Origin of the sequence: Rugamonas rivuli (genome assembly GCF_009380165.1) — a bacterium.
Taxonomy (GTDB): domain Bacteria; phylum Pseudomonadota; class Gammaproteobacteria; order Burkholderiales; family Burkholderiaceae_D; genus Rugamonas; species Rugamonas rivuli.
This window is the reverse complement of sequence record NZ_WHUF01000005.1, coordinates 76,994-102,348: the sequence shown is the minus strand read 5'-3', so window position 1 is coordinate 102,348 and position 25,355 is coordinate 76,994. Positions and strand designations below refer to the sequence as shown.

Annotated in this window: 19 protein-coding genes and 1 pseudogene; 9 read left to right on the top strand and 11 right to left on the bottom strand. The window is 65.4% G+C overall.

Features of this window, described 5'->3' with window-relative positions; all coding sequences use genetic code 11:
- Positions 1–24: 24 nt before the first annotated feature.
- Both GEV01_RS19105 and GEV01_RS19100 read right to left on the bottom strand, forming a co-directional pair.
- On the bottom strand, positions 25–591 hold the full coding sequence (locus tag GEV01_RS19105; protein WP_152807177.1) for a carboxymuconolactone decarboxylase family protein: 567 nt from the start codon (positions 589–591) through the stop codon (positions 25–27).
- Positions 592–681: 90 nt separating this feature from the next.
- Positions 682–2,178 carry an MFS transporter gene (locus tag GEV01_RS19100; RefSeq protein WP_152807176.1) on the bottom strand — a complete coding sequence of 499 codons (1,497 nt, stop codon included), beginning with the start codon at positions 2,176–2,178 and terminating at the stop codon, positions 682–684.
- Between the two features lie 102 nt (positions 2,179–2,280).
- On the opposite strand from GEV01_RS19100, the pseudogene GEV01_RS19095 reads away from it, so the two are divergent.
- Positions 2,281–3,153 (top strand): annotated as a pseudogene (locus GEV01_RS19095) (LysR family transcriptional regulator); the annotation flags it as partial.
- Here the strand turns inward: GEV01_RS19095 and GEV01_RS19090 are convergent.
- Positions 3,050–7,552 carry a DEAD/DEAH box helicase gene (locus GEV01_RS19090; RefSeq protein ID WP_152807175.1) on the bottom strand — a complete coding sequence of 1,501 codons (4,503 nt, stop codon included), beginning with the start codon at positions 7,550–7,552 and terminating at the stop codon, positions 3,050–3,052. The pseudogene GEV01_RS19095 and the gene GEV01_RS19090 overlap by 104 nt on opposite strands.
- A gap of 134 nt (positions 7,553–7,686) precedes the next feature.
- Here GEV01_RS19090 and GEV01_RS19085 point away from each other — a divergent pair, with 134 nt between their 5' ends.
- Both GEV01_RS19085 and GEV01_RS19080 read left to right on the top strand, forming a co-directional pair.
- Positions 7,687–10,038 carry an FdhF/YdeP family oxidoreductase gene (locus GEV01_RS19085; protein ID WP_152807174.1) on the top strand — a complete coding sequence of 784 codons (2,352 nt, stop codon included), beginning with the start codon at positions 7,687–7,689 and terminating at the stop codon, positions 10,036–10,038.
- 4 nt (positions 10,039–10,042) lie between these two features.
- Positions 10,043–10,963: a bestrophin family protein gene (locus GEV01_RS19080; protein ID WP_152807173.1), complete on the top strand. Its 921-nt coding sequence runs from the start codon at positions 10,043–10,045 to the stop codon at positions 10,961–10,963.
- Here GEV01_RS19080 and GEV01_RS19075 read toward each other — a convergent pair.
- Positions 10,956–12,395 (bottom strand): aminotransferase-like domain-containing protein, encoded by a 1,440-nt coding sequence (locus tag GEV01_RS19075; protein WP_152807172.1) that lies wholly within the window; start codon positions 12,393–12,395, stop codon positions 10,956–10,958. The genes GEV01_RS19080 and GEV01_RS19075 overlap by 8 nt on opposite strands.
- A gap of 93 nt (positions 12,396–12,488) precedes the next feature.
- Positions 12,489–13,373: a LysR family transcriptional regulator gene (locus GEV01_RS19070; RefSeq protein WP_152807171.1), complete on the bottom strand. Its 885-nt coding sequence runs from the start codon at positions 13,371–13,373 to the stop codon at positions 12,489–12,491.
- A 122-nt stretch (positions 13,374–13,495) separates the two neighbouring features.
- Between GEV01_RS19070 and GEV01_RS19065 the strand changes: the two genes are divergently transcribed.
- Both GEV01_RS19065 and GEV01_RS19060 read left to right on the top strand, forming a co-directional pair.
- Positions 13,496–14,605: an alkene reductase gene (locus GEV01_RS19065; protein ID WP_152807170.1), complete on the top strand. Its 1,110-nt coding sequence runs from the start codon at positions 13,496–13,498 to the stop codon at positions 14,603–14,605.
- Positions 14,606–14,671: 66 nt separating this feature from the next.
- On the top strand, positions 14,672–15,340 hold the full coding sequence (locus tag GEV01_RS19060) for a FecR family protein (RefSeq protein ID WP_152807169.1): 669 nt from the start codon (positions 14,672–14,674) through the stop codon (positions 15,338–15,340).
- On the opposite strand, the gene GEV01_RS19055 is transcribed toward GEV01_RS19060, so the two are convergent.
- Entirely contained in the window at positions 15,341–16,345 is a 1,005-nt protein-coding gene (locus GEV01_RS19055) for a zinc-dependent alcohol dehydrogenase family protein (RefSeq protein ID WP_152807168.1), read from the bottom strand.
- Between the two features lie 138 nt (positions 16,346–16,483).
- On the opposite strand from GEV01_RS19055, the gene GEV01_RS19050 reads away from it, so the two are divergent.
- Complete coding sequence (locus GEV01_RS19050; protein WP_328595557.1) at positions 16,484–17,401, top strand: LysR family transcriptional regulator; 918 nt, start codon at positions 16,484–16,486, stop codon at positions 17,399–17,401.
- Here GEV01_RS19050 and fur read toward each other — a convergent pair.
- Positions 17,364–17,816, bottom strand: a complete 453-nt coding sequence (gene fur / locus GEV01_RS19045; RefSeq protein WP_008447620.1) for a ferric iron uptake transcriptional regulator — start codon at positions 17,814–17,816, stop codon at positions 17,364–17,366. The two genes, GEV01_RS19050 and fur, sit on opposite strands and share 38 nt — an antisense overlap.
- A 393-nt stretch (positions 17,817–18,209) precedes the next feature.
- On the opposite strand from fur, the gene GEV01_RS19040 reads away from it, so the two are divergent.
- The 3 genes from GEV01_RS19040 to GEV01_RS19030 are packed head-to-tail and all read left to right on the top strand — an operon-like array spanning position 18,210 to position 22,560.
- Positions 18,210–19,469: a porin gene (locus tag GEV01_RS19040; RefSeq protein WP_152807167.1), complete on the top strand. Its 1,260-nt coding sequence runs from the start codon at positions 18,210–18,212 to the stop codon at positions 19,467–19,469.
- Between the two features lie 11 nt (positions 19,470–19,480).
- Positions 19,481–19,909: a type 2 periplasmic-binding domain-containing protein gene (locus GEV01_RS19035; RefSeq protein WP_152807166.1), complete on the top strand. Its 429-nt coding sequence runs from the start codon at positions 19,481–19,483 to the stop codon at positions 19,907–19,909.
- On the top strand, positions 19,906–22,560 hold the full coding sequence (locus tag GEV01_RS19030; protein ID WP_152807165.1) for a bifunctional diguanylate cyclase/phosphodiesterase: 2,655 nt from the start codon (positions 19,906–19,908) through the stop codon (positions 22,558–22,560). Before GEV01_RS19035 ends, GEV01_RS19030 begins: the two co-directional genes overlap by 4 nt.
- Here GEV01_RS19030 and GEV01_RS19025 read toward each other — a convergent pair.
- The 4 genes from GEV01_RS19025 to GEV01_RS19010 form a co-directional block, all read right to left on the bottom strand.
- Entirely contained in the window at positions 22,547–23,167 is a 621-nt protein-coding gene (locus GEV01_RS19025) for a helix-turn-helix transcriptional regulator (RefSeq protein WP_152807164.1), read from the bottom strand. The genes GEV01_RS19030 and GEV01_RS19025 overlap by 14 nt on opposite strands.
- Entirely contained in the window at positions 23,164–24,390 is a 1,227-nt protein-coding gene (locus tag GEV01_RS19020) for an MFS transporter (RefSeq protein WP_152807163.1), read from the bottom strand. Before GEV01_RS19020 ends, GEV01_RS19025 begins: the two co-directional genes overlap by 4 nt.
- 75 nt (positions 24,391–24,465) lie before the next feature.
- Positions 24,466–25,122: a VOC family protein gene (locus tag GEV01_RS19015; RefSeq protein ID WP_152807162.1), complete on the bottom strand. Its 657-nt coding sequence runs from the start codon at positions 25,120–25,122 to the stop codon at positions 24,466–24,468.
- Between the two features lie 5 nt (positions 25,123–25,127).
- Positions 25,128–25,346, bottom strand: a complete 219-nt coding sequence (locus GEV01_RS19010; protein WP_008447627.1) for a DUF6500 family protein — start codon at positions 25,344–25,346, stop codon at positions 25,128–25,130.
- Positions 25,347–25,355 lie beyond the last annotated feature (9 nt).

Below are 25,355 nucleotides of genomic sequence, written 5' to 3'. Positions count from 1 at the left end.
CAACAGCGGGCCTGACCGATTGGGCTACTCTCTTTCCGGCACCGGCACGTTGAAGCCGTTCAGCGTGACCGACACCAGCGCATACAGCCCGACCAGGTAGATCAGCTCATTCGTGCCGTGCTGGCCGAAAGTGTGGATGGCCAGGCGGTACACGGGTTCCGGCAGCGTACCGCCGCGGCTCAGTGCATAGGCCATGTCGTAGGCTATGCTTTCTTCCTTGCTGAGGTCCGCTGGCTTGACGTCCGCCACCAGCGTGGCCAGGCGTTCGGCCGACATGCCTTCGCGCTCGGCGACGGCGATGTGGGCGTAGATTTCGTAGGCCGCGTTGTAGCTGGCGCCGACCACCAGGATGGCGATCTGCCGCACGTTGTCGGGCAGCTTGGCGTTGGCGGTCATCGCCAGGGTCAAGTCCCAGATCGCCTTGCCGATGCCTGGTTCGTGCAGCCATGGATTCCACGGCCCCATCAAGGCGCCATCCTCGCGCACGGCGATGAAATCGTTGAAATTGCTGGTGATACCCTTGCGCATATTGTCGTACAGGGATGCTTGCTCGCGCGTCAGGTCTTGCGGGGCGATCAGGGGCAGGCGCATGGCGATTCCTTCGATGGTTGAATTGGCATCCTGCAGCGTAAGCAGGAACCGCCGCGCGCTCTGTACGCTATCGCACCATGGCGGCCGTTGTTACACTTTGCACTCGCGGCGACCAGGCTCGGCCGAGAAGACAAGATAGCTGCTCACGGCCAGCACAAACACGCTGACCGCACCATACGTCATCACGCTGCCGAAGCCGGACACCAACGCCGCCGTGATGCCGTCGCCGGCTGCTGCCTGGGAGTCGCCGGCGGCGATCTTCTCCGCGAACAGCCGCAGGCTGGCGCTCTCCGGCATGTTCAACGTGTTGCGCAGATGCGTGATGATGCCCTCCACCAGTATGCATCCCATCAAGGCAATGTTGAAGGCCAGCGAAATCATGCGGGCGCTGGTGTCCGCACCCGACGCCATGCCCACGCGGTCGGCCGATACGGACGCCGTGACCGTATTGGTGACAGTGGTGTTGGTCAGGCCCAGGCCTATGCCTGCCAGCACGCATCCCGGCAGGATCAGCGAACCCGGTTGTGTGGACAGGCTGCCGATCTTCATCAGCACGAAGCCCACGCCGATGACCGATAGCCCCAGCGGTATCACGATGCCCGACTGGTAGCGTTGCGACAGACGCTCCGCCACCATCGGCACGAACAGCGTGGGCAGGGTATAGGCCAGCAGGGCCAGTCCGGTCTGCACGCTGTCGTAGCCGAGCCCGACGTGGAAATAGATCGGCAGGTAAATGATGAACGGCCAGAAGCTGAAATTCATCCCCATCGAACCCAGAAGCGCCCCGGAAAAATGGTGGCTCTTAAAAGCCGAGAAATCGATCATGGGCCGCTTGCTGACTTTCTCCGCGACGATGAATCCGGCGAAGCTCACAACAGACAGCCCGATGATGCCGAGCGCGGACCAACTGGTGAAGCCAAGCACCGGCCCCTGAGTGACGAACAGCACCAGGCAGAACACCGCCAGCGACAGCGTCACGATCCCGGCAACGTCCAGGCTTTTGGCATGCGGATCGCGCGATTCCTGCACGCCCGCGCGGCTCAACAAATACGTAATGACGGCCAGCACTCCGTGCACGAGGAACACCCACTCCCAGCTGGCTAACGCCAGGATAGCGCCGCCGATGATGGGGCCGAAGCCCAGGCCTGCGCCGAACACAATGCCCCACCACGCGAACGCCGCGCCGCGTTCACGCCCGTCCCGGAACTGGGTGGACAGGATGGCGATCTGGCAGATCAGCATCATCGCTGCGCTCATGCCTTGGAAAAATCGGGCGACGATCAGCACGGCCGCACTGCCGGTCAATCCGCAAACCAGCGACGTGACGCCGAACGCCACGATGCCGATGGTGAACATGCGCTTGCGGCCATAACGGTCGGCCAGCGTGCCGACGGCCATCAGGATGGTCGTCATGGCGATGGTGTAGGAAGCCATGACCCACTGGAGCTGCCGGAAGCTGGCGCCCATCACGCGCTCGACAGTGGACAGAATCGGTGGAACGCTGGAGATTTCCAATCCCAGCATCAAGGCGGACAAACAGATAGCGGCCAGGGCAAGCGTGCCTTGGCGTAAAGAGGTAACAGTCATGAGCTACTTTCTAAAGGACTGGAGTGAACGGTAACTGTAGGGAAGACTCATTCATTCCACAATGCTATGATTGGCTATATCAGTAACAACAGATTCGAATAGATGATGAACAGAGTGACGTTGGATGTGGAAGCGGTGCAGGCGTTCGTCACCATCGCCGACTTTCAGAGCTTCACCAAAGCGGCGGAAGCGCTGGGTACGACGCAAGGCGCCATCAGCGTGAAATTGAAGCGCCTGGAAGAACGCCTGGGGCACAAGCTGATCGAACGCACGCCCAGGCTGGTGCGGCTGTCCGCGCAGGGGGCCGTGTTCCTCAATGCCGCACGCGATTTTATCGCCGCGCATGACAGCGCAATCTCTGCGCTGTCGTCAGAGCGCCGGCGCTTCCGGCTTGGTATCGCCGCGCATGTGGCTGGGCCGGAGGTGCCGACCTTGCTGGCACGCCTGAATGAACGCGACCCGGCCTTGACCATCGAAGTACGACTGGAAAATTCACGCAGCCTGCTCGATGCTTTCGACAACGGCGAACTGGATGCGGTGATCGTGCGCCAGGAAGACGACGGCCGCAATGGTGAGGATCTGGGGCCGGAGCACTTCGGCTGGTTCGCCGCGCCGGGTTTCAACCAGCGCTGTGGGGAGCCGCTGCGACTGGCGGCTTTGGCGCCTGGCTGCGGCGTGCGCGATATCGCCACGCGCGCATTGAACGGCGCGGGCATAGCATGGGTCGAAGTCTTTGTGGGCGGCAGTGCTGCTGTTGTTGCTGCCGTTTCGGCCGGGTTGGCGGTGGCGCCATTTTCCTGCCGCCTCGCGTCGGCTGACGTGATCGAGGTCGGTCAGCTGCTTGGATTGCCGGACTTGCCTTCGTCCCGGATCATGCTGCATTCGACCTTGTCGGATCAACGTTCTCGGGAAGCCTTGCGGACGTTGGCGGCCGCGTATCGGGAGCATAGGCATGCACCAGCGCGTGGTGCAGCGCTTCCCGATCTTCGGCTGAAGGCTGGTAAAGGTAGTTGAATTTTCCGGCCACCATGGTCGCTACCGGCAGCCCGTCGCGGAACAGCACGCGGTTGCCGGCCAGGGCGGGGATTTTATCGCCGGGCAGCAGCGTGCCGCACAGATTGAGCGGGTCGATGCCGGAGATGCACGCCAGGCTGCCGTCGTGTTTGCGGCGGCGCATGTCGCGCAGCAGGGGTATGGCTTCGGGCAGGGCGAACTGTTCTCCGGACAGGCCCGCGATGAAGCGCCCGCCGCGTATCTCGCCGCGCGCTTCGAGGCGGTGGTAGATGGGCAGCAGCTCGCGCCACGACGGCATCCATGCGGCTTCGCGCTCTAGCAGCCGCCAGAACATCACGCCATAGCGCCGCAGCAGCGTCATGGCGATGTGCTCCAGCGTTGCGGGATCGGTGCGCGGTTTGCGCGGCGGGGCAGTGGCGCGACCTGCGTTGGCCTTGCCGCCGGCGGGCGAGGGCGCTATGCCGTCGATACCTGCGGCGATCTCGCTCACGCGTTCGCGTACGGTCACGCCTTCCCCGCGCCGGACCAGCGCCCAGCGGCCGGCTTCCTCCATGGTCGGCGCCGCGCCTGCGCCACGATGGCGGCGCTTGTCGTTGCTGGACTTCTTGTTCGCCGGTAGCAGCATGGCGCGCAGACCGACGAAACTGTCGGCGTTGACCAGGCCTGTCGCCACCAGTTCGCCCAGGGTGTTTTCCAGTTCCACCGGCAGCAGGCGCGCATCGTGCGACAGCTCGTCGAAGAACATGGCGCCGTCGCGCCGCAGCGCTTCCAGCACGCGTGCGGCGCGCGGCGACACTTCGATCTCGCCTGCGACGGCTGGCAGCGCGTGCCACAAACCCAGCTGACGGCGCGGCAGCAGCACCAGCGGCGTATTGCGCACCGGCCCACCGGCGGCGCTGGCCGGTGCGCCGATGCGCGTCCAAACCAGTTTGCCGCTGCGGCACAGATCATCGAGCCAGGACTTCGAATAGTCCCGCATGCGCAGCGACAGCAGATCGCTCTCCCACGCGCCGGCGCCGGCTTCGTAGCCTTCCAGTTGGGCCAGTAGCAAGGGTAGCGAATCCTCGCCTTGCAGTTGCGTGTCCGCTGACAGGTGCTGCCAGTCGAACAGGAAGCGCATGAAGTCCTGGCGCTCCACCGGTTCGATCTCGCGCCGCAGGCTCTTGATGGTGTAGCGGTGGATGCGCGCCAGCAGGTGGCGCTCGCACCATTCCTCAGGGCCGGCGCCGGGCGTGAAGCGGCCGCGCATCACATAGCCTTCGCTTTCCAAATGGGTGAGGGCGATGGTGGCGCTGCTGGCGCTCAAACCCAATGCGCCGGCAATCGCGTCCACCGTCAGCGGACCGAAGCCGCTCAGCCGGGCACGCAGGATTTCGACCAGCGCGGTGTCGGCGGTCCATTCGTTGTCGTTGTCGATGCTGGCGGGCGGCGCGGCCAGCGGTGGCGTGGACCGCGCCTGTGGATACGCGGCCTGCACGCAGGCCAGGCGCTCCAGCGGCACCCAGAAGTCGAAGCCGCCCGCTTCATTGCGCATGCGCGTCGCCCGTCCTCCGGCAGCCAGTGCATCCAGCCAGCCGATCCAGCCATCGTTGGCAGCCGCCTCCGCATGCGTGATGCAGGCCAGCGACATCAAGGCCTCATGCATCTCGTCTGCATTGCGCGCATTCGGCCAGGCTTCCTCCGCCACGCTGGCGATGGCGCCCGCATCGAGCGCGCCCAGGTCGTCGGTCGATGCAGGATCGGTCCAGCGCCGGTTGATGACGGCCTGCGTGCGCCGCTCCTCCAACGGCGCATCGTCGAGGAAGGCGTAGGGACGGGCATTGAGAATCTCCATCGCCAGCGGCGACGGCGCCGGCAGGTCGCGCGCCAGCAGCGTCACTTCGCCCGCCTCCATGCGGCGCAGCAGGGCAAGCCAGCCCTCGCTGTCCATGGCTTCATGCAGGCAGTCGTCGAGCGTCTGATCTACCAGCGGATGGCTGGGCAGCTCACGCTCGCCGACGATATTCTCCAGGCACGCCGCCTGGTCGGGGAAGACGGAAGCCAGCAGATCGTCGCTCTTCATGCGCTGCAACTGCGGCGCCACCTTGCGGCCGCCCGCGTAGCGCGGCAGGGCCAGCGCGGTCGTGGCGTTCCAGCGCCACCGCACGTTGAACAGCGGCGCGTCGAGCAGCGCCTGGATCAGTATGTGTTCGGCGGTGGCGGAACGCAGGTAGCGCCACACCTCGTCCAACGGGAAGCTGTGCGCGATCGACAGCGACAGCACGATGGCATCCTCGGTGGCGGCGGCCTGCAATTCGAAGTTGAAGCTGCGGCAGAAGCGCTTGCGCAGCGCCAGTCCCCAGGCCCGGTTGATGCGGCTGCCATACGGCGAGTGCAGCACCAGCTGCATGCCGCCCGATTCGTCGAAGAAGCGCTCCATCACCAGCGTGTCGCGGGTCGGCAGCGCGCCCAGCGCGGCGCGGGACCGGGCCAGGTACTCGACGATCTGCCGCGCCGCATCCTCGCCCAGGCCGAGATGCTCGTACAGCCAGTCGACGGCGCGCTCGATGGCGGCCACGCCGTCCGGGGCCGCGTCCGGGCTGCCGGCCAGCTGCCGCTCGATCTCACCGCGCAAACGCGCAACGCCCATCGACAGCTCGTCGCTGCGGCCCGGCGCTTCGCCCAGCCAGAACGGGATATTGGGCGCCGCGCCATGCGCATCCTCCACCCGCACCTTGCCCGCTTCCACGCGCTGGATGCGGTAGGAGGTATTCCCCAGCTGGAAAACGTCGCCGGCCAGGCTTTCGACTGCGAAGTCCTCGTGCACCGTGCCGACCATCTGGCCCTGCGGCTCCAGCACCACCGTGTAGTCGGCGTTGTCCGGGATGGTGCCGCCGGAGGTGACGGCGGTGAGCTTGCCGCCGCGCCGGCCGCGCAGTGCGCCGGCCACCGTGTCGCGATGCAGATAGGCGCCGCGCACGCCGTTGCGGCCCGTGTAGCCCTCGGCCAGCATGCGGATCACGGCGTCGTAACGGTCGCGGGGCAACAGGGAGTAGGGCGCAGCGCGGCGCACCATGGCGAACAGCTCGTCCTCGCCCCATTCGCAGCAAGCCACTTCGGCGACGATCTGCTGCGCCAGCACGTCCAGCGGCGCGACGGGGATGTGTAGCAGGTCCAGTTCATCGCGGCGCACGCAGTCCAGCAACGCCGCGCATTCGATCAAGTCGTCGCGAGAGGTCGGGAACAGCCGGCCCTTGGGCAGGCCGCCCACGTGGTGGCCCGAGCGGCCCACGCGTTGCAGCAGCGCGGCGATATTCCTCGGCGATCCGATCTGGCACACCAGGTCCACATCGCCGATATCGATGCCCAGCTCCAGCGAGGCGGTGGCGATCAGCACCCGCAGTTCGCCGCGCTTGAGGCGCTGCTCGGCATCGAGCCGGTATTCCTTGGACATGCTGCCGTGGTGCGCCGCCACCAGCTCCGCGCCCAACCGCTCGCCCAGGTGGCGGGCCATGCGCTCGGCCATGCGGCGGGTGTTGACGAAGATGAGCGTGGTCTTGTGCAGCACCGACAGTTCGGCGAGGCGGTCGTACACGCGCTCCCACACCTCGTTCGGCATCACAGCCTCCAGCGGCACCGGCGGCAGCTCCAGGCCCAGGTCGCGCGCCCGCACATGGCCGACGTCGACCACCGCGCAATCGCCGCCCGCGCCGACCAGGAACTGCGCTACCAGCGACAGCGGCTTTTGCGTGGCCGACAAGCCCACCCGCACCGGCGGCCGCGCGCACAGCGCATCCAGCCGCTCCAGGCTGAGGGCCAGATGGCTGCCACGCTTGCTGCCGGCCACCGCGTGGATCTCGTCGACGATCACCGTTCGCACGGACGACAGCATGGCGCGGCCGCTGTCTGAGCACAGCAGCACGTACAAGGACTCCGGCGTCGACACCAGGATGTGCGGCGCGCGGCGGCGCATGGCGTTGCGTTCGGCCTGGGTGGTGTCGCCGGTGCGCACGGCGCTGCGGATGCCGTGGTCGGCCAACCCCATCGCGGCCAGCTCGCGGCTGATGCCTTCCAGCGGCGCCACCAGGTTGAGACGGATATCGTTGGACAGCGCCTTCAACGGCGACACGTACAGCACCCGCAATTCGTCGGGCAGCGAACCGCTTGCGCTTTCGGCCACCAGCGCGTCGATGGCGGCCAGGAAGGCGGTCAGCGTCTTGCCGGAGCCGGTGGGCGCTGCCACCAGCACCGGTCGCCCGCCCTGGATCAGCGGCCAGGCCCGCCGTTGCGCCTCTGTTGCCGATGGGAATGTCGAGCGAAACCATGCCGCCACGGCGGGGTGGAAGTCTTGCCACAGGTCGGAGGCGGACGGTTTGCGCATGCCGCTATGGTTGGCGATGTCGCGCCGGATGTCAATCGTGGCGACTGTACTGCATGGCGACGATGCGATCTGTACCCGCGTGGAGGGGGCGACGGGAATTATGCTCACCCATACGACATCAAGGAGCATCCGCCATGGAAGACAGCAAGCCGCCAGCCCCCGCAGGCAAGATCGAACCCTACACCCATCCCGCCGCCGGCTGGGGGGCGTTGAAGTACGTCGCGCTCAACCTGTTCAAGGAGCGGGTCAGCGGCGTCAATTACAAATCGCTGTTCGCGCAGAACCAGCCGGACGGCTTCGATTGCCCGGGCTGCGCGTGGCCCGACCGCGAACACGGTTCGACCTTCGAATTCTGCGAGAACGGCGTCAAGGCGGTGGCTGCGGAATCGACCAGCAAGCGCGTGACGGCGGACTTCTTCGCCACCCACACCGTGGCCGAACTGCTCCAGCAATCCGACTATGAGCTGGAGCAGCACGGCCGCCTGACACGGCCGATGCGTTATGACGCCGACAGCGACCGCTATGTGCCGGTATCGTGGCACGAAGCGTTTGCGCTGGTGGCGCGCGAGCTGCAGGCGCTGGACCATCCGGACCAGGCGGCGTTCTACACCTCCGGCCGCGCCAGCAACGAGGCGGCCTTCCTGTACCAGCTGTTCGCACGTGCCTATGGCACCAACAACTTTCCCGACTGTTCGAATATGTGCCACGAGGCGACCAGCCGGGGCCTGCCCGGCACCGTCGGCATCGGCAAGGGCACGGTGACGCTGGACGATTTCGAACATGCGGATACGCTGCTGATCTTCGGCCAGAATCCCGCCACCAACCACCCGCGCATGCTGGGCGAGTTGCGCGAATGCGCTCGGCGCGGCGCCACCATCGTGTCGATCAACCCGCTGCGTGAGCGCGGGTTGGAGCGCTTCACCAGTCCGCAGCATCCGGTGGAGATGCTGACCATGTCCAGTACTCCCATCAGTTCGATGTTCATCCAGCCGCGCCTGGGCGGCGACTTCGCGCTCATCAAGGCGCTGGCCAAGCGATTGCTGGAGCTGGACGACCACGTGCAGCTGGATGGCGGCAAGCGCTTGCTGGACCTGGACTTCATCGCCCATCACACCACCGGCTTCCAGGAGTTCGCGCAGGACTTGCGCATGGAGAGCTGGCCGCTGCTGATCGAGGAATCCGGTGTGCCGCGCGAGGAGATCGAAAAACTGGCCCAGGTCTACATACGCGGCGAGCGCGTGATCGCCACCTGGGGCATGGGCCTGACTCAGCATAAGAACTCGGTGCCGACGATACAGATGCTGTCCAACTTGATGCTCATGCGCGGCAATATCGGCCGGCGCGGCGCCGGTCTGTGTCCGGTGCGCGGCCACTCCAACGTGCAGGGCGACCGCACGGTCGGCATCGAGGAACGTCCGACCGAGGCCTTCCTCGACCGCATGCGCGAGGTCTTCGATTTCGAGCCGCCGCGCCATCATGGCTACGACGTGGTGGCCACCATCGCGGCGATGGCTGAGGGGAAGGTCAAGGTGTTCGTTGGCCTGGGCGGCAACTTCGCCGTCGCCACGCCGGATACGCCGCTTACCTACAAGGCCTTGCAGTCCTGCGAGCTGACGGTGCATGTCGCCACCAAGCTCAATCGCAGCCATCTGATTCACGGCCGTCAGGCGCTGATCCTGCCGACGCTGGGCCGCACCGAGATCGATGTGCAGAACGGGGTGCCGCAGGGTGTGACGGTGGAGGATTCGATGAGCATGGTGCACATCTCGTACGGCATCAACAAGCCGGCGTCGGAGGAGCTGTTGTCGGAGATCGCCATCGTGTCGCACATGGCCGAGGCCACGCTGGGCAGCGGCGCCGGACGCGGACGGCATGCGCTGGCATGGCCGGACTACCGCGACGACTATGCGCGCATCCGCGACGATATCGAGAAGGTGTTCGACGACTTCTACGACTACAACGCACGCGTGGCGGTGCCGGGCGGCTTCCATCTGAAGGTGGCCTCGCGTGAGCCCGAATGGAACACCGCCAGCGGCAAGGCGCAATTCGTGCCGCACGCGGTGGAACGCGACACGCCGATCGCGCGCGCCCGCATCCGCTACGGCGAGCGCCTGATGGTGATGATGACGACCCGTTCGCACGACCAGTACAACACCACCATCTACGCGCTGGACGACCGTTATCGCGGCGTGTTCGGCATGCGCCGGGTAATCTTCATCAACCAGGCCGATATCGACATGCTGGGCATGAAGGCTGGGGACTGGGTCGATGTGCGCAGCGTGTGGGATGACGGCGTGGAGCGCCGCGCCGACGGCTTCATGCTGGTGGCCTACGACATTCCGCGCGGCTGCATAGGCGCCTACTACCCGGAGACCAATCCGCTGGTGCCGCTGTCCAGCGTGGCCGATGGCGCCGGCACGCCGACGTCGAAGTCGATCCCGGTGCTGTTGTCGCCGGGCGTTATTCCGGCTAACGGCGGGAAGTGAAGCCATGATAGTCCGTCCATCCGCCAACTGGCTGCGCATGCTGTTCGTCTGGGACGGCTCGGTGCTCAAGTCCATTATTCCGCAACTGCTGCTGATACTGGCGATCAGCTCATTGGCTGTGGCGACGGACGGCCGCATCGCCGGCATCAAGATCCCTCTGGATACGGCGCCGTTCCCGCTGGTCGGCGTCAGCCTGGCGATCTTCCTCGGCTTTCGCAACAACGCGGCGTATGCGCGCTTTGTCGAGGCCCGGCAGATCTGGGGCCGCATCCTGATCGCGGCGCGTTCGCTGACGTCGCAGGCGCTGACCTATCTGCCACAGGAGGACGACGGCTTCGCCCGCAAGCTGTTCGTGCGGCGCCTGATCGCCTTCGTCTACGCGCTGACGCACCAGCTGCGCGGTACCGATCCCAGGCCGGACCTGGCCCGCTACCTGAACGAGGAAGACCTGGAACACTTGAGCGGCATGGACTACATCCCCGTGGCGCTGCTGGATCGCCTGCGCCTGATGCTGGCGCGCGCAGCCCGCAAGGGGCAGGGCCCGGAGCAGATGCTGTGGATGCTGGACGCGCAGGTGGGCGAGCTGGCGGCGGCGGTGGGCGGCTGCGAGCGTATCAGCAATACGCCCATCCCGTATTCCTATGGGGTGCTGGTGCACCGCACCGTCTACCTGTACTGCTTTCTGCTTCCTTTCGGCCTGGTGGACGCCATCGGCCTGGCGACGCCGCTTATCTCCGTGTTCGTCGCCTACACGTTGTTCGCGCTGGAGGCCATCGCGCAGGAGATTTCCGAGCCCTTCGGCACCGACCCGAACTGCCTGGCGCTGGATGCGATGACGCGCACGATCGAACGCTCGCTGCTGGAGCAGTGCGGCCAGCCCAAGCCCGAGCCGGTTGTCGCCAATGCAGCCTACAACATCAATTGACTGTCAATTCGCCCGCCAGTTGGCCCAGCATGCGTACCGCCGCGTCCACCTCGGCGCTCCACGGATAGCTGTAGTTCAAGCGGATGCAGTGCTGCCAGGCGTCGCCGGTGGCGAACATATTGCCGGCGCCGATGCTGATGCCGCGTTCCTGCGCCCGGGCATACAGCTCCAGCGCGCGCACCGACGGCGGCATCGTCACCCACAGCAGATAGCCGCCGGCTGGCTGCGTAACGCTGGTCCCCTGCGGGAAGAAGCGGCGCACGGCGGCGGACATGATGGCGGCCTGCTGCGCGTAGGCCTTGCGCAGCTTACGCAAGTGGAAATCGTAGCCGTCGTTCTTCAGGTATTCGGCAATGGCCAGCTGCGGCAGCGCGGCGGTGTTGAGCGAGTTGAGGAACTTGAGCTTCTCCACCTGCGCGCGGTAGCGGCCCGGCAGCGTCCAACCGATGCGGTGGCCGGTGTCCAGGCTTTTGGAGAATGAATTGCAGTGCAGGACCAGGCCGTGCCTGTCGTACTGCTTCAACGAGCTGGGATGGGTGTCGCCGTAATACAGCTCGTGATAGACATCGTTCTCGATCGCCGGCACGTCGTGCCGTGCCAGCATCTCCACCAGCGTGCGTTTGCGGTCGTCGCTCATCATGAAGCCCAGCGGGTTCTGGAAGTTCGGCATCAGTATGCAGGCTTTGACGCCCTGGCTGACGATGGCGGATTCCAGCGCGGCGATGACTATGCCTTGTTCCGGATCGGTGGCGACTTCCAGCACGCGCATGCCCATGCGCTCCAATGCCTGCAGCAGCGCGTAATAGGTCGGCGATTCCACCGCCACCAGGTCGCCCGGCTGCGCCACCGCTTGCAGGCACAGGTTGATCGCTTCGGTGGCGCCGGTGGTGATGATGATTTCGGCCGCATCCACTGTCAGTCCGTTCTCCAGATGGCGGCGGGCGATCTGGCGTATCAGCTCCGGATTCCCCGGCGGCAGATCGGACAGCTGCTGGTTCTGGCCCACGCGCCGCGAGACGACGCCCGCATGGTAGTTGAGCCGCGCCCAGGGGAAGGCCGCTGGATCGGGGAAGGGCGATCCGAGGGGAATGCTGCCCTGGCCGATGGAGCGCAGCGTCGTCAGCACCAGCGTGCTGGTATCGAGTGCCGGCGCGCGCGCCAGGTCGGCCGGCGAGAGCGGTGCGGAGATGGCGTCCTTACGCGCCGGGGTATCCGGACGATGGCGGACAAAGTAGCCGGACTGCGGCCGCGCTTCGATGATGCCTCGGCTTTCCAGCAGCAGGAAGGCGCGGATCACCGTCGAGATGCTCAACTGGTGGTGCTGGGCGGTCTGGCGCACCGACGGAATGCGCTCCCCCTCGCGCAGCACGCCTTGCGCGACCTGGTCGGCGATGGCTTCCGCCAGCGTTTCGTAGAGTTTCGCGGTTTTCATGGCTAACAGCGTAACGGAAACTGCGCGCGGCCGCCACTATCGGCAGGACTGCTCCTGTAGTGGCGTGGCTATTTGGTGCGGATCCGCTTGCCGTCAGATCCTCATGTTCTGCACGACGTAGTCGATGAACACGCGCAGCTTGGGGGAGGCGTAGCGGCTGGCGGGCCACAGCATCGTAAACGTCACCGTCTGCTCCATGTAGTCGGCCAGGATGATTTGCAGGCGCTTGTCCTTCAGCTCATCCTCGATGATGAAGGTGGGCAGGAAGGCGATGCCTTCGCCCTGCAGCAGCGCGTAGGTGATTGCTTCGACGGTGCTGCAGGTCATGCGCTCGTTCAGTTGCGGTTCCGGTTCACCGTCCGCCAGCTTGAAGGGCCAGCGCTCGATGCGGCCGCTGGCCGGGAAGCGGTGCAGCAGGCAGTGGTGCTGTGCCAGTTCGCGCGGGTGCGAAGGCGTGCCGTGCTTCGCCAGGTAGCCGGGTGAGGCCACCACCACCTGCGGGCAGGCGCCGATGCGGCGCGAGGCCAGACGCGAATCGTGATGGGAGCCCGTGCGGATCACGGCGTCGTAGCCTTCTTCGATGATGTCGACCATGCGTTCGGACAGGTCGATCTCCAGTGCGATGTCGGGATAGCGGCGCATGAAGCCTGTCAGCGTCGGCATCACCAGGCCGGTGAGCTGCGGCGTGCTGACCCGCAGGCGGCCGCTGGGCGTGCCGGATAGTTCGGACAATTCGGCCTCCGCCGCTTCCACTTCGCTGAGGATGCGGCGGCAGCGTTCCAGGAACAGTGTGCCCTCGGCGGTGAGGGTGATGCTGCGGGTGCTGCGGTGGAACAGCCGCACCGCCAGCCGCTGCTCCATGCGGGCGATGCTCTTGCCCACGGCGGACGAGGAGATGCCGAACTGCGTGCCGGCCTTGGTAAAGCTGCGCGCCTCGGCGACGGCGACGAACAGTGAAATGCCGCTCAGGCTGTCCATAGATCACTCGTGATTGGGAAGGATTGCGGAAGTATGAGTCCGATATCTTTGGAATTGCAAGCTATTTATCTTCAATGTGGGAAGCCTTACATTGGCTGTATTCCCAACTTAGTGAGCGAATCATGAACAAGCTGATGTCCCCTGTAGCAATCGGTCCTTACACCTTCAACCACCGCGTGGTACTGGCGCCGCTGACCCGCATGCGCGCCGAAGCCGGCGCCCGGCCTGGCCCGCTGATGGCCGAATACTATGCGCAGCGCGCCTCGCAGGGCGGTCTGCTGATCGGCGAGGCCACCATCGCTGCCGAAAACGGCAACGGCTATCTCGGCGCCCCTGGTCTGTATGACGATAGCCAGATCGCAGGCTGGAAACTGGTGACGGAGGCGGTGCATGCCAGGGGCGGCAAGATATTCCTTCAGCTGTACCATGCTGGCCGCCAGTCCAACAAGGATGTGCAGCCGGCAGGCAGCACACCGGTAGGCCCGTCGGAAGTGCCACATGGCGGCGTGGCCTACACGTCGGAAGGCTGGGTGCCGAACACGCCCAACCGGGCGTTGACGATTCCGGAAATCGAAGGACTGGTCGAGAGCTTCCGTTTGGCCGCCATTCGTGGCCGCGAGGCGGGCTTCGACGGTGTTGAACTACATGCTGCCAACGGCTATCTGTTCGACCAGTTCCTGCAGGACGGCAGTAACAAGCGCACCGATATCTACGGCGGCTCGTTTGAAAACCGCGCGCGCTTCCTGCTTGAAGCTACCCGCGCTGTGATCTCGGTCTGGGGCAGCGACAAGGTGGCGGTGCGGATCGGCCCAAGCGGCAGCTGGGGCGATATGTCGGACCGTGATCCCGAGGGCTTGTTCAGCTACGTGGCGGAACGGTTGTCGGAATTGAAGCTGGCCTACCTGCACCTGATCGAACCGCGCATCGCCGGCAATGTCGAAGATGAGACGCGCAGCCAGGCGCCGGTGGCCGCACAGCTGATACGCAAGCACTACGCGGGCACCATCATCGCCGCCGGTGGCTTCGACCAGCAATCGGCCGAAGCGATCATCGCAGCTGGCGATGCGGACCTGGTGGCATTCGGCCGCCACTTCATCGCCAATCCGGATCTGCCTGAGCGCCTGCGCAACGGCTGGCCGCTGAACGAGTACGACCGCGAGAGCTTCTTCGGCGGCACGGCGGCGGGCTACACCGATTATCCGTTTTACCAAGCGGAGGCGCTGGCGGCTTGAACTGTCTAATCCGATCAAATGCCGGCCGTGGTATAAAGGCCTGTTGACTTTCGGGGAAGGTGACTCATGTCGATCAAGTTCGTATTGGCGTTGTTGATGTGGTGCTGTGCGGCGCTGGCTTCGGCGGCGCAGGTGGCTGGCGTGGTGGCGCAAGCCAGTGGTCCGTTGACGGCGCGTTCGCCCTCCGGTGCGGTCAGGCAGCTCAAGTTGCAATCCGAAGTGGAAAACGGCGACACGCTGGCCACTGCCTCCGGCGCCTGGGCCACCATCCGCTTCATCGACAACAGCGAACTGACGCTGAAGCCCGGTACCACCATCGCCGTCGAACAGTTCTCCTTCGATGGCGACAAGCCGGAGGCAGACCACGCGGCCTTCACTCTGGTGAAGGGCGGCCTGCGTTCGCTGAGCGGCTTGCTCGGCAAGCGTAACAAGGAAAAGTTTGCGATGAAGACGCCCAGCGCCACGATCGGCATTCGCGGCACGACCTTCTTCCTCGAATACCTGACCGGCAAGGGCGATGCCGATCCGTCGCCGGGACTGGAGCCCGGCCTGCACGTGCACGTCAGCGCTGGCGGCATCTCGATCGACAACGAGGCCGGCCACTTCCAGTACGATCCCGGCCAGTTCGGCTTCATCAAGAACAACAGCACCCGGCCGGTGAAGATGTTCGCCAATCCGGGCATGCAGTTCGCTCCGCCGGCCTCGTTCGGCGAGGCCGATACCCTCAAGCCTTAATTAAGCCTCCGCCACCTGCACCACCACCTTGCCGCGCGCCGTGCCTTCGGTAAGCGCGGCGTGGGCGGCGGTGACGCTGGCAGCGTCCAGCGTGTAGATGCCGACATCCAGCGCCACCTTCAATTTTCCAGCCGCAGCCAGCGCGCCTGCTTGCAGCATGATCGCGCCGTGGTGCGCGCGGCCTTTGCCCGACAACAGCGGCAGCAGCGTGAACACGCCCGAATACGTCGCGGCGCGGAACGACAGCGGCGCCAGCGCATGCGTACCCCAACCGAGACAACTCACCACGTGGCCGCCGTACTGGCGCGCTGCGCGGAACGATGCGTCCAGCGTGGCGCCGCCCACCGTGTCGTAGACCACGTCGTAGCCTTCGCCGCCAGTATGCTGCTGGACGTATTGTTCGACGCTAGTGCTCTGGTAGTCGACGAAGGTAGCGCCCATGTTCTCGATGACGGCGCGCTGCCCGGCGCTGCCGGTGGCGTAAACTTCCGCTCCTAGCGCCACCGCCAGTTGCACCGCCATGTGGCCAACGCCGCCCGCGCCGCCATGCACCAGCACCTTCATGCCCGCACCGACACGTGCGCGATCGACCAGGCCTTCCCAAGCGGTGATGAAGATCAGCGGCATGGCGGCGGCTTCGCGCATCGACATTTGCTCGGGCACGTGCGCCAGCAGGTCGGCGTCAACCGCCGCGTACTGCGCCAGCGAGCCTTGTACGCCGCCTATCCCGCCCGTCATGCCGAAGACGCGGTCGCCGCGTGCGTAGCCTTGCACGCCTTCACCCACACTCTCGACGATGCCTGCGATGTCGATGCCCAGCACTGCGGGCAGTTGTGCGCGGGCGTGGTCTGCCTTGCCGGCGGCGATTTTGGTGTCGAGCGGATTGATGCCGCTGGCGATCACGCGCACCAGCACCTGGCCGGCGGCTGCGACAGGGCGGGCGACCTGCATATCCGACAGCGGGGCGCCAAAGGCGTTCAGTACGACGGCTTGCATGGTGTTCATGGTGCTGCTCCTTGATGGTTGGTTGATGGAGCTATTCTGCGGCCGCACGGCTGCGCGAAAAAGTGGGCGCCGCCGCATTCAGTATCCCGGAATCGTGAATAATCAGGCTAGAATCGCCTTATCAAACAGGGAGAAACCGTGGACCGTCTGGATGCACTGAAGGTGTTTTGCGCCGTCGTCGATGCAGGAGGCTTCAGCCGCGCTGCGGCCAAGCTCGGGATTTCGACATCGTCCGTGACCCACCAGATCGGCGTGCTGGAGGCGCACTTCGGCGTCAAGCTGCTGAACCGCACCACGCGCAGCATGTCGCTGACCGACGAAGGCCGTCGCTGCGTGGAGCAGGCGCGTGTCCTGCTGGCGGAGATGGATGAACTGGAAAGCAGTATGAGCGACGCCCATCAGACGCCGCGCGGCAGCCTGAGGGTGGACATGCCCGGCATATTGGCGCGTCAGTTCGTGGCGCCGGCCTTGCCGCGCTTCCTGGCGGCGTACCCGGAACTGAGCGTGCGCCTGACGGCCACCGACCGCCTGATCGACATGGTGGACGAGGGCGTGGACGTCATGCTGCGCATCGGCGAACTACCCGATTCCGGCCTGGTGGCGCGCAGCGTTTTCAAGAACCGCTACATCTGCTGCGCCTCGCCGGACTTCATCGCTCGCCACGGACGGCCGCGGCATCCGGATGAACTGAACGATCTCCCTTGCCTGAACTTCGTCTATCCCAAGGCCCGCCAGCTGCGGCCGTGGACCTTCCAGCAGGACGGCCAACCCTTCACCAGCATGCCGCGCGGCGCAGTGGCGATGGACCACGTGGAATCGCTGATCGAGATGGCGGTGCAGGGCGGAGGCGTGGTGCAGCACCTGTCCGTGTCGCTGATCGAGCCGCTGCGCAGCGGCGCGCTGGTGCCGCTGCTGGAGCAGTGGCAGGCGCCGGGGCCGGATGTGTCGGTGCTGTACCAACAGCGGCACCAGCGCGCCGCCCGCGTCGCGGTGTTTGTCGACTTCGTCGACGCGTTGTTCAAGAACGCCGCAGCTTCCGTCCCGCCAGCGGATTGATGGTGCCGGCGCAGTCGCCGCAGAAACCATACAGCGACAGCGAGTGCTCATGCAGCACGAAATTACGCTCGCGCGCCACGGCCTCCTGGCGCTGCTCGATTTCGGCGTCGAGGAACTCCTCCATGCGGCCGCAGTTGGTGCAGATCAGGTGGTCGTGGTGGCCGCCTTCGTTCAGCTCGAACACCGAGGCCACCGATTCGAAATGCCGCCGTATCAGGATGCCGGCATCGGCAAACTGCATCAGCACGCGGTACACCGTGGCCAGGCCCATGTCGATGTTCTCCGCATGCAGCAGGCGGTAGACGTCATCCGCGTTCAGGTGCTTGCTTTTCGATTCCTGAAACAGCTGCAGTATGCGCAGGCGGGGCAGGGTTGCTTTCAATCCGAGCTTGCGCAGCTCTTGAGGAATATCCATGTATCTCCATAATGATAATGATTCTTATTCTCATAATATATGGAATTTATTTTATTGGCAACCGTCTCGGAAGATGGTCGTCGAGACAATACATTCGATAGCTGGATGCTATGCAAATTAATATTTAATTATTAAAATCCGTGGTTTTTCGATAGATTTTTTGGTGTTGTGCTCTAATCCATCGACAGTTGCCGTATGGCAGTATAAAGTGACTGCATCCGATTCAGTTCTTCGGAGCGGCGCCTTAGCCACGTGCCTCGCGTGTTAGCCGCGACCTTCCCACCTTGTTGAGTTTTTCCCCGTCCTTGCGGACGGCGCTCGCGTATTCGCGCGTCCTGAACACGGTGCACTTGGCAGAACATGCCGTATGTAGACGACAGACAGGAACCACGAATGACCGTTGATTTTTCACCGCTGCGCACCGCCAGGGTCGCGTTGACCTTTAGCTTGACGATGCTGGCCTGCGCCATGGCGCAGGCCGACGACACCGCCGCCGCGCCGCTGTGGACCTTTGGCGGCTACGGCACGCTGGGTTTCGTGCACAGTAACGACAGCCAGTCCGATTTCACCGCCAACGTGCTCAATCCCGGCAACGCCGGCGCCAGCCACGAATGGAGCGCCACCGTCGACAGCCGCCTGGGCATGCAACTGGGCCTGAACCTGAACAGCCGATGGTCGGCCGTGCTGCAGGTGGTGTCCGAGCGCACGCTGCAAAGCGGCTACGCGCCGATGGTCGAATGGGCCAACATCAAATACCAGGCCACGCCGGACCTGAACCTGCGGGTAGGGCGCATCGCGCTGCCGCTGTTCCTGGCGGGCGACTACCGCAAGGCCGGCTATGCGCTGCCGTGGGTGCGGCCGCCGGTCGAGTTGTACGGCGCTATCCCGATCAGCAACAGCGACGGCATCGACGCCAGCTACCGCTGGAGCGCGGCGGGCGTCCACAACGTCACCCAGGTCTTTTTCGGCCGCACCGACATCGCAGTGACGCCGCAGGCGCACGCCACGGCGCGCGCGATGACGGGCCTCTCCAACACCACCACCAGCGGCGCGTTGACCGTGCGCGCCAGCGCAATGACGACCGAACTGACGGTCAACCTGGCGCGAGAACTGTTCGCCGGCTTGAACCAGTTCGGGCCGCAGGGCATGGCGTTGGCCGCGCGCTATGACGTCAACGCCAAGCGCGCCGACGTGGTCACGCTGGGCGCCAGCTACGATCCGGGCGCCTGGTTCCTGATGGGCGAAGTGGGGCGCATGAATGCCCGTTCCTACCTGGGCGACAAGACCGCCGCCTACCTCAGCGCCGGCTACCGCTATGGCGACCTGACGCCGTATGCCGGTTACGCGATGTCGCGCTCGCGCACGCCGGCCCGTATCGACGGCCTGGATTTGCGCGGCCTGCCGCCGCCGATAGCCGCTGCCGGCGCCCAGCTGAACGCGGGCCTGAACCAGATGCTGGCCACGATTCCTCACCAGCGCAGCATCAACGCCGGCCTGCGCTGGGACGTGCGCGCCAACTACGCGCTCAAGCTGCAGTACGACCGATTGACGCCGCTGCGCGGCTCGAACGGTACCTTCATCAACGTGCAGCCAGGCTTCCAGTCCGGCCATCCGATCAGCGTGATCAGCGCTTCGGTCGATTTCGTATTCTGACGGAGGATGCCATGACTATCCTCCGCTTGATACTGCAAGTGCTGCTGCTGGCGCTGGCCTGCGCCCATGCCGGCGCGGCCGAACTGGTGGTCATCGTCTCGGCAAAAAATCCGGTGATGGCGCTGCGCGCCGACCAGGTGGCCGACATTTTCCTGGCGCAGACCGGCCGCTTCCCCGGCGGCGATGAAGCGATGGCGCTGGACCAGCCGGTCGGCAATCCGCTGCGCGATGAGTTCTACAGCAAGGTGGCGGCCAAGTCGCCGGCACTGATGAAGGCTTACTGGACCAAGATGGTGTTCACAGGCCGCGGCCAGCCGCCGCGCGAGCTGCCCAACAGCGCCGCCGTGCGTAAGATGGTGGCGGAGAATCCGTCGATGATCGGCTACATCGACCGCGCGGCGCTGGACGCCAGCGTCAAGACCGTGCTGGTGGTGCGATGAAGACCCGGAGACTGCGGCGCTGGCTGAGGCGCGGACTCGATACGCACTTCTCGCTGCCGCTGTTCGCCTTGCTGCTGCTGGTGGCGATCTGGGTGGTGACTTTCCACGAGATCGACGCCGAGCGCATGCATGCGCGCGAAGCCGCCACCGATACGCTGCGCGAAATGATGGGCACCTACGAGGCACAGGTGGCGCGCAGCCTGGACGGCATCGACCAGACGCTGCGCGTGTTGAAGTACGCCGTCGAACGCAAGGGCGCGCTGGGCGCGTTGCCGGAACTGGGCCGCGAAGGCCTGCTGCCGCCGGGCGTGGTGTTCGTGGTCAGCATCGTCGACCGCAACGGCCTCACCGTCGCCAGCAACCCCAAGGCGCTGCCGATTTCGGTGGCCGATCAAAGCTATTTCAAGTTCCACCAGGAGCGCGACAGCGGCGCCACCTTCGTCAGCCACGCCACGCGCGACGCCGCCAACACCGAATGGCATTTGCACTTTACGCGCCGGCTGGACGACGATACGGGCAACTTCGCCGGCATCGTCATCGTCGAAACCGATCCTGCCTATTTCACCAGCAGCTATGAGCGCAGCCGTCTCGGCGAGCACGGCATGCTCGGCCTGGTGGGCGGCGACGGCGTGGTGCGCTCGCTGCGCATCGGCGACAAGCTGACCTTCGGCCAGCGCATGGAAAAAATGGCCGGAGAGATCACCGTCATGGACGGCGTACGGCGCTACAGCGGCATGCGCGAGCTGCACGGCATTGCGTTGAACGTGGTGGTCGGCCTGGCGGAGAAGGAGCTGATGGCGGGATTCGAACGCCAGCGCCGCGAGAAGATTGCGGAGGCCTCGGTGGCCAGCACGGTGCTGGTGATTAGCACGGCCTTGCTGTGGCTATGGTCATGGCAAGGTGCGCGCAACCGCGCCCGCGTGCGGCGCGCGCAGGAAACCTATGCTGCGGCTTCGGCGGCCAGCCTGGATGCCTTCTTCGTCATGCGCGAAGTGCGCAACATCGCCGGCGAGATCATCGACTTCGTCTTCGTCGACGCCAACTCGCGCGCCGAGAAAATGACCGGCTACACCAAGGAGCAGCTACGCCTTATGACGCTGTGCGGCATGATGCCGCAGGCACGCGACAACGGCATGTTCGAGCATCTGGTACACGTGACGCGGGTCGGTGGCGTGCATGAACAGGAATGGGAGAGCAGCATCCCGCAACTGCGGGCGCGCTGGCTGCACCAGCAGGTGGTGCCGGTCGAAGGCGGCATCGTCGCCATCGTGCGCGACATCAGCGAGCGCAAGCTGGCCGAGGAGCGCATGCAGCACCTGGCGCACCACGATACGCTGACCGGCCTGCCGAACCGCAGCATGATCGCCGACCGGCTCGGCCTGACCATTACGCAAGCGGGCCGCCACGGCGGCTCGGTGCTGGTGGCGTTTATCGACCTCGATGGTTTCAAGCTGGTCAACGACGGCCTGGGACACAACGCCGGCGACGAGCTGCTGAAAGTGGTGGCCGAACGCATGAGCGGCTGCCTGCGTGCCGGCGACATGGTCGGCCGTTTCGGCGGCGACGAATTCGTGCTGGTGCTGAATGAGCCGCGCCACGGCGCAGACGCCGCGCCGGTGCTGGAGCGCGTGCGCGAGGCGGTGCTGGCGCCTATCACGTTGAGCGGGCAGGATGTACAGGTCAGTTGCAGCATAGGCGTGGCGGTCTATCCGCACGACGGCGCCGACGCCGATACGCTGCTGATGCACGCCGACGCCGCCATGTACCGCGCCAAGGACATGGGCAAGAACAACTGCCAGTTTTACACCCGCGAGATGAACGCCTGCATCGAAGAGAAGCTGGTCATGCTGGAAGGCCTGCGCAGCGCGCTGGACGAAGGCCAGTTCCGCCTGGAGTACCAGCCCAAGGTGGACCTGCGCACCGGCCGCATCTTCGGCGTCGAGGCGTTGGTGCGCTGGGAGCATCCGGAGCATGGCTGCATCGGGCCGGATCGATTCATCCCGCTGGCCGAGGAGAGCGGGATGATCGTCGCACTGGGCGAGTGGGTGCTGCGCACCGCCTGCCGTCAGAACAGGGCCTGGCAGGATGCCGGCCTGGCTCCGATGCTGGTCTCGGTCAATGTGTCGCCGCGCCAGTTCGAGGAACAGCGGTTGGTGGAACGCGTAGCGCAGGCGCTGGCCGACAGCGGCCTGGCGCCCGAATGGCTGGAGCTGGAGGTGACGGAAGGCGTCATCATGCGCGACCTGCAGCAGGCCGTGGCCAAGATGGCGGAAGTGCGGGCGATGGGAGTGTCGCTATCGATCGACGATTTCGGCACCGGCTATTCGAGCCTGTCGGCGCTGAAGTCCTTCCCGATCAGCACCCTGAAGATCGACAAGTCCTTCGTCCGCGATCTGGGGAGCAGCGACGGTGATGAAGCCATCGCCAGTTCCATCATCGATCTGGCGCACCGTCTGCGCCTGCGCGTGATCGCCGAGGGCGTGGAGACCGAGCAGCAGCGCGCCTTCCTGCGTCAGAACGGTTGTGACGAGATGCAGGGCTATCTGTTCAGCCGTCCGCTGCCTCCGGAGCAGCTGCGGCAGCTGTTGTTGAACCAGGCATTGCCGCCCCGGTCGTCGCTGGCCGCGCTGCTCGACGCTAGAGCGGCTTGATCACGTAGACGCAGCGGCGGGCGCCGTTGAGCATATGCTCGACGCGGCCCACCGAACACTCGGGGCCCAGCACGCGCTGGAACACATCAAGCTCCGAGCGGCAGAATTTCTGGCACTGGCGGGCGGCGGCGCAGATCGGGCAGTGGTTCTCGATCAGCAGCATGCTGCCATCGTCCTGGGCTTCCACTTCGGCCATATAGCCTTCCGTGGTGCGCGCCTGCACCAGCGCCGCCACGCGTTGCGGCAGCGTGTCCGACGCTTGCAGATGCTGGCGGTATTGCTGTTCGCTGGCCGCCTCGCGCGCGCCGATCAGCTTATCGAGGCCGGCGTCGCCGAACAGGCCGCGCACTTGGTCTATCAATTGCAGCGTCAGGTCGGCGTGGCGGTCGGGGAAGCGGGCGTGGCCGGCGTCGGTCAGCAGCCAGCGCCGCGACGGGCGGCCCGGCTTGTCGGCCACTTCTTCATACGTCACCAAGCCTTTTTCCTGCCACGATTCGAGCTGCCTGCGCGCGCCCATCGAGGTCAGGTCCAGCAGGCCGGCCAGCTGCTGCGCGGTTTGCGGGCCGCGCGTCTTCAGCAGGAACAGCGTTTGTTCGGCGGTGTTCATTGCAGCGCGCCTTCCAGTTTGTCGCGGTCGTCGCGGGCCATGCTGGCGTGCCAGGTCTGCATGCGCCAGGCCGACCACGCGGTCAGCATCGCGCCCAGCACCAGGATCAAACGCGTATCGATCAGGGTGAGCACCGCGCCGACCAGGGCCATGATGATATTGGCCAGGCAGAAGGTGGTAGAGATCAGGCCCATGACGGCGCCTTGTCCGTGTGCGCCGAAACGCTCGGCACACCAGTTGGGCACGATGGCGTTGTAGATCGAATGCGGTATGCCGTACAGGATGATGGCGGCGATGCCGATCCAGGCATTGCTGGCCGCGAGCAGTCCGATGAGCGAGGCGGTGATCAGCGCGAAGCGGCGGGCCCTCAGCAGCGGCTCGCCCTTGAAGGGGCGGCCGGCGAACATGGTGGTGGTGGTCATCACCGCGCACATGGCGGCGGTGGTCCAGGCGATGCCGCGCGCGCCGAAGCCGGGCACTTCGACCAGCCACAATGGATAGAACTCGTAGAACGCCGTCACGCCGCAGGTGTAGGCCAGCGTGACGATGAACAGGTTGCGCAGGTCCGGTTCGCGCAGCAGGTTCAATGAATGGCGGTCGCGGGCCACCTGCCACCACGAGGTGGTCGCCAGGGATGGTGCTTCGACCGGCAGCACTGCGGCCACCAGCACGGCCACCAGCAGCAGCGCGGCCACGGCGATCCAGAACGGCACGGTGATGCCCCACACCAGCGTAATGCCGGCCAGCAGAGGTCCGGCCAACCAGCCCATGTAGAAGGCGCCGTTCAGCCATGACAGCGCTTTGCGGCGCAGGTCGCCGTCGAGGCGGTCGGCCAGCATGGCGCGCGCCACCGAGCCGTTACCTTCCAGTAGACCGGTGATGAAGCGGGCGACGATGAACAGCGGGTAGGATTCCAGCAGCAGCGCGCAGGCCGTCGCGGCATGGCCGATGGCGGCGCCGACTGCGGTGATCAGAAGCACCGGGCGGCGGCCGTAGCGGTCGGACATGGGGCCCAGCAGCGCGGAGCCGATCAGCAGGCCGAGCGGGTTGATGGTCAATGCCAGGCCGAACAGCAGCTTGGGTGGCAGGCCGAGGAATTGGTTCAGGCCATTGCTGACGCCTGCGGCGAACAGCGGCGGCAGGATGGGATAGGGCAGGGACGCGCCTATCGTCGAGAGCAGCGCCAGCAGGCAGGCGGCGCCGATCAGCAGGGGTGTTTTCATCGTCTTTGTTCCATTGAGGCAGTAGCGCTACTGTAGGCGCATACGGCACATAAGTAAACAAAAATGTTTATTTATTCAAAGGTGCAGGAGCAGCGGCAGATCGGGGCGGCAGTCGTGCGTTGTGCCTTGCGCGCCGTGGTCGAAGCAGATTTCCATCAGGTAGGCGTCGCCTTCGCGCAGCGTTATTCCGGTGTCGCGGCAAGCTGCTTGCGCCGGTGCGGACAGCGCTTGCGGCGGCAGTGTCAACGTCACCGAGGTGATGGCGTTGACGCCGGCCGGGTGCTGCAAGGGCTGGCGGCGCGCTTCGGCGTAGCTGGCCGGCGCCACGCCTTTGGGCAGGTGGAACCACATCGGCTCCGATGCCGTCGCGTCCGCGCCGATGTCGATACGCATACCGGGCGGCAGATAGGATGGCGCGTACTGCCAGCTCGGAAAGGGGGCGCTGTCGTTGTCGTTGCCGCTGGGGCGGAAGCACACGCCGAATGGGCAGGCCGGGCTGCCGTCGGCCAGGCGTTCGGCCAGCAGGGTGGGGCTGGTTTGCGCGTTGCGCACTTCTTCATCATCGGCGATCCACAGCAGTTCGAGGAAGGCGTTGTGGAAGAAGAAGCGGCGGTTCTCCGTGCCCTGGCCGGGGTGGCGGTTGCCGGAACCTTCGGCCAGGCCGAGGGCGCGCAGCTGTTCGGCTTCCGGTGCGCCGGCGCGGGCGCGGATGAACAGGTGATCGATCTGCATGGCGCTTATTGCTGCTGCTCGATCATGGTGCGGATCTTGACGGCCTTCTCGAAGTGATCGAGTTTGTGCGTGCGTATCCACCATTCGGCCGCTTCCATCAGCAGCTCAGGATCGTCGTTCCGGTTGGCGAAGAAGGCGTAGAACGACAGGCCGACCGTCTCGCCTTTTTGCGCGATCTTGTCGTTACAGACGCGGATGATTTTTTCTCTCAGTTGCTGGCGCACGTTGTGGAT